This window comes from Pseudomonas gingeri, from assembly GCF_013386165.1.
GTDB lineage: Bacteria > Pseudomonadota > Gammaproteobacteria > Pseudomonadales > Pseudomonadaceae > Aquipseudomonas > Aquipseudomonas gingeri_C.
Genome location: NZ_JACAOS010000031.1, coordinates 1 through 3,535 on the forward strand (window position 1 = coordinate 1; position 3,535 = coordinate 3,535).

Here is a 3,535-nt window from a genome sequence, read left to right on the forward strand (position 1 = left end):
ATTGCCGTCTGGCAGGTAGCGGCCGAGGTCGCCGGTACGGTACATGCGCGCCGAAACATCCTGGCTGAACGGGTCGTTGAGGAAACGTTCGGCGGTCAGGTCGTCACGGTTCAGGTAGCCACGGGCCACGCCAGCGCCGCCGATGTAGATTTCACCCGGGACGCCCAGTGGGACCGGTTGTTGCTGTTCGTCCAGCAGGTAGAACTGGGTGTTGCCGACGGGTTTGCCGATATGCGGCGCAAAACCCTCTTCGCGATCCATCGCCACCCAGCTTGAGTAGGTGGTGGTTTCAGATGGGCCGTAGAGGTTGCACAGGCGTTGGACACCGGTCTTCTCGAACAGGTTTTCCACCAGACTGCGCTTCAGCGCTTCGCCCGCCACGTTGACCGTGTGCACCGATTTCGGCAGACCGTCGACTTCCAGCAAAGCCTTGAGGGCCGATGGAACGGTGTTGATCAGGCCGATATCGTGTTCGCCGTGTTGCAACTCCAGAACGTTTTTCACCACCTCGATACTGCCGCCCGAGGTCAGAGGTGCAAAACACTCATACACCGCCAGGTCAAAGTTCAGCGAAGTCGAGAACAACGTCTGACTCAAGGCCGAACCCGATCCCTGTAGGAGCAAGCTTGCTCGCGATGGGGCCCGTGAGTCTTGCACCGCCTGACCGGACGCCATCGCCGGCAAGCCAGCGCCTACAAGGTTTGTGTGAGCCTGCAAGGCCGCGTGATCAAAGGCGGCGTGGGCCCAGGTGAGGAAGTTCACGGTGTTGCGGTGTTCGATCATCACGCCCTTCGGCAGACCGGTCGAACCCGAGGTGTAGATCAAATAAGCCAGATGCGCCGAAGTCAGCCCAGGAACCTGCGGATTCTGGACGGATTCGTCCTGCCAGGTGCCCTGGTCAAGATTGATCACAGGCACCGAAACGCCCGCCAACAGATCCTGGGTAGCCGTTTGTGCCAAGACCGCCGCCGGAGCACTGTCCTGCAACATATAGGCAATCCGTTCTACCGGATAAGCCGGGTCCAACGGTACATAACCGCCGCCTGCCTTGAGGATCGCCAGCAAACCGACAACCATCTCGGCGCCACGCTCAACACAGATCCCCACCCGTGAATCCGGCTGCACACCCTGTTTGCGCAGGGCATGGGCCAAACGGTTGGCCTGCTCGTTAAGCTCGCGATAGCTCAGGCGCTGTTCGCCATGAACCACCGCCAAAGCCTCCGGCGTACGCGCCACCTGCGCCTCAAACAGACCATGCACGGTCTGCGCCTGCGGATACTCCAGTGCCGTATCATTGAAGCCCACCAGCAACTGCTCGCGCTCGCCAGCCGGGACGATCGACAGGCTGTTGAGCGCCGTGCCCGGCGCCCGCTCCAGGGCCTGGACCAACTGCTCCAGGGCCGTCTGCATATACCCGCAAACCCGCTGCGCCCCGATACCGGCAACGGCCTGCACCGTCAAGCTGAAACCTTCGCCCAGATCATCCAGGCACAGGATCAGTGGATAGTTGGTGCGCTCTTCACCACCCAGTACCTCGATCCCCTCCCATAGCTGCACCGCCTCGCCGCTCACCGCATCAGCCGCGCTGTGCCGGTAGTTGAGCAAGGTGCTGAACAGTGGCGTCGGCGCCGCAACGCCGCTGCAACGCTGGGCCAGGGCCAGGGACGCATGTTCGTGCCCCAGCAGAGCGGTCAGTCGTGCATGGGTCGCCTTGACCCCGGCACGCACATCCTGATCACCCACGCCCACCCTCAGCGGCAAGGTATTGATAAACATGCCCAGCGCCCGGCGAACCCCTTCGCCGCCACGCATCCGCCCCAGCAGCACGGTACCGAACACCACATCGTTGCGCCCACACAGGCGCCCGAGCACCTGGGCCCAGGCCAGGTGATGCAGGCTCGCCGCACTCACCCCCTGCTGCCGGGCCTGGGCCCGAAGGCGCAGGCTCAGGTCGGCGGGCAAGGCCTGGGTCGCTTCTTCGACACCATGGCCATCGCCACGCACATCCTGCAGACCGAACGGCAATGTCGGCTCATCGATATCCCCCAGCATCTCGCGGAAAAACGCTTCGTGCTGCTGGCTGCTGACCCCAAGCCGGGCCTGGGCCACATAGTTGCGGTAAGGCACCGGCTCACCCAGGGTCTGGGCCTCGCCATAAAGATGCGCATGGATTTCCTGCTGCACCACTTCCAGGGCCGCATGGTCGATGGCGATGTGATGGAACAACAACATCGCCACCCAGCGCTGGTTGGCGACATCGTGGGCGAAGGCCAGGCGCAGCAACGGCGCCTGGCTGATATCAAGACGGTAATGGCGCGGGTCAAAGCGTTGGCGTAGTTGTTCGGCAGCGGCGCCGGCAGCGGGGTCGATGTCGATTTCAGTGAGGACCAGCCGGGCCTGGCGCCAGACCACTTGCACCGGCTCGTCCAGACCTTCCCAGACCACACTGGTGCGCAGGATGTCATGGCGGTCGATCACGTGTTGCAAGGCCGTGGTGAACTCGTCGAAACGGGCGCGGCTGGCAATCGCGAACTGTGCCTGCAGGACGTAGGGATCACCCTGCTCGGCGGCAATATGGTGATAGAGAATCCCTTCCTGCAACGGCGCCAACGGATAGATGTCCTGCACATTGCCGCCCCCCCCGGGGATCGTGGCGACAATGCGTTCGATGGCGGCCTGGTCAAGCTTGACCAGGGGCAGCATGTCCGCAGTAATGCGTTCGCAGCCGAGAGGGATGAGCGATGCGGGAATCTCCACCTCGCCGGCCTTGGCGCTGGAATACCCGCCGGCGTTGATCAATTCGATCAGCGCCGCCTTGTTCTCGCGCAACATCGCCAGCACGGCGGGCTCGGTGAGGGACTGTCGTCTGCCGCTGACGACCAGTTGGTCGCCCTTGACGGCAAGCTGCACATCTTTTTCTTTGAGTACTGCCAACAGTTCGATCACGCTCACAGAACAATCTCCATTCTTTCCGTCATTGCCGCGTATTCCGAGAGGGTGGGGTGTTCGAACAGAGTCCTGACATCGGCTTCCAGGCCTTCCTGGCGCATGCGTTCCATCAGGCTCACGGCGAGCAGCGAATGGCCGCCCAGTTCGAAAAAGTGGTCATGCCGACCGACCTGCGCGATGCCCAGCAAGGTTTGCCAGATCTCGGCGATCAGGGTTTCGGTTTCGCCTTGTGGAGCTTCGTAGCCCCGGCTGATCAGCGCACTGCTGTCCGGGGCCGGCAGGGCCTTGCGGTCCAGCTTGCCGTTGGGGGTCAGCGGTAATGCATCGAGTCGGACGTAGGCCACCGGGACCATGTAGGCCGGCAACTGCCCCAGCAACCAACCGCGCAGACTGTCGATGTCCGGCTCATTGCCCTCTGAGTGGGCCGTGTAATAGGCCACCAGGCGTTTGTCGCCCGGGATGTCTTCGCGAGCGGTGACCACCGCTTCGTGGACAGCCGGGTGTTTGGCCAGACGGGCGTCGATTTCGCCCAGTTCGATACGGAAACCTCGGATCTTCACCTGATCGTCGTTACGGCCCAGGTATT

The 3,535-nt window shown here is 62.7% G+C and carries 2 protein-coding genes; both read right to left on the reverse strand.

The window, feature by feature from the left end:
- A partial coding sequence (locus HX866_RS32655; protein WP_177141169.1) for an AMP-binding protein occupies positions 1-2,952 on the reverse strand: 2,952 nt, incomplete at its 3' end.
- The coding region (locus HX866_RS32660; protein ID WP_256345052.1) for a phosphopantetheine-binding protein at positions 2,949-3,535 on the reverse strand (587 nt) is incomplete at its 5' end. The genes HX866_RS32660 and HX866_RS32655, both read right to left, overlap by 4 nt.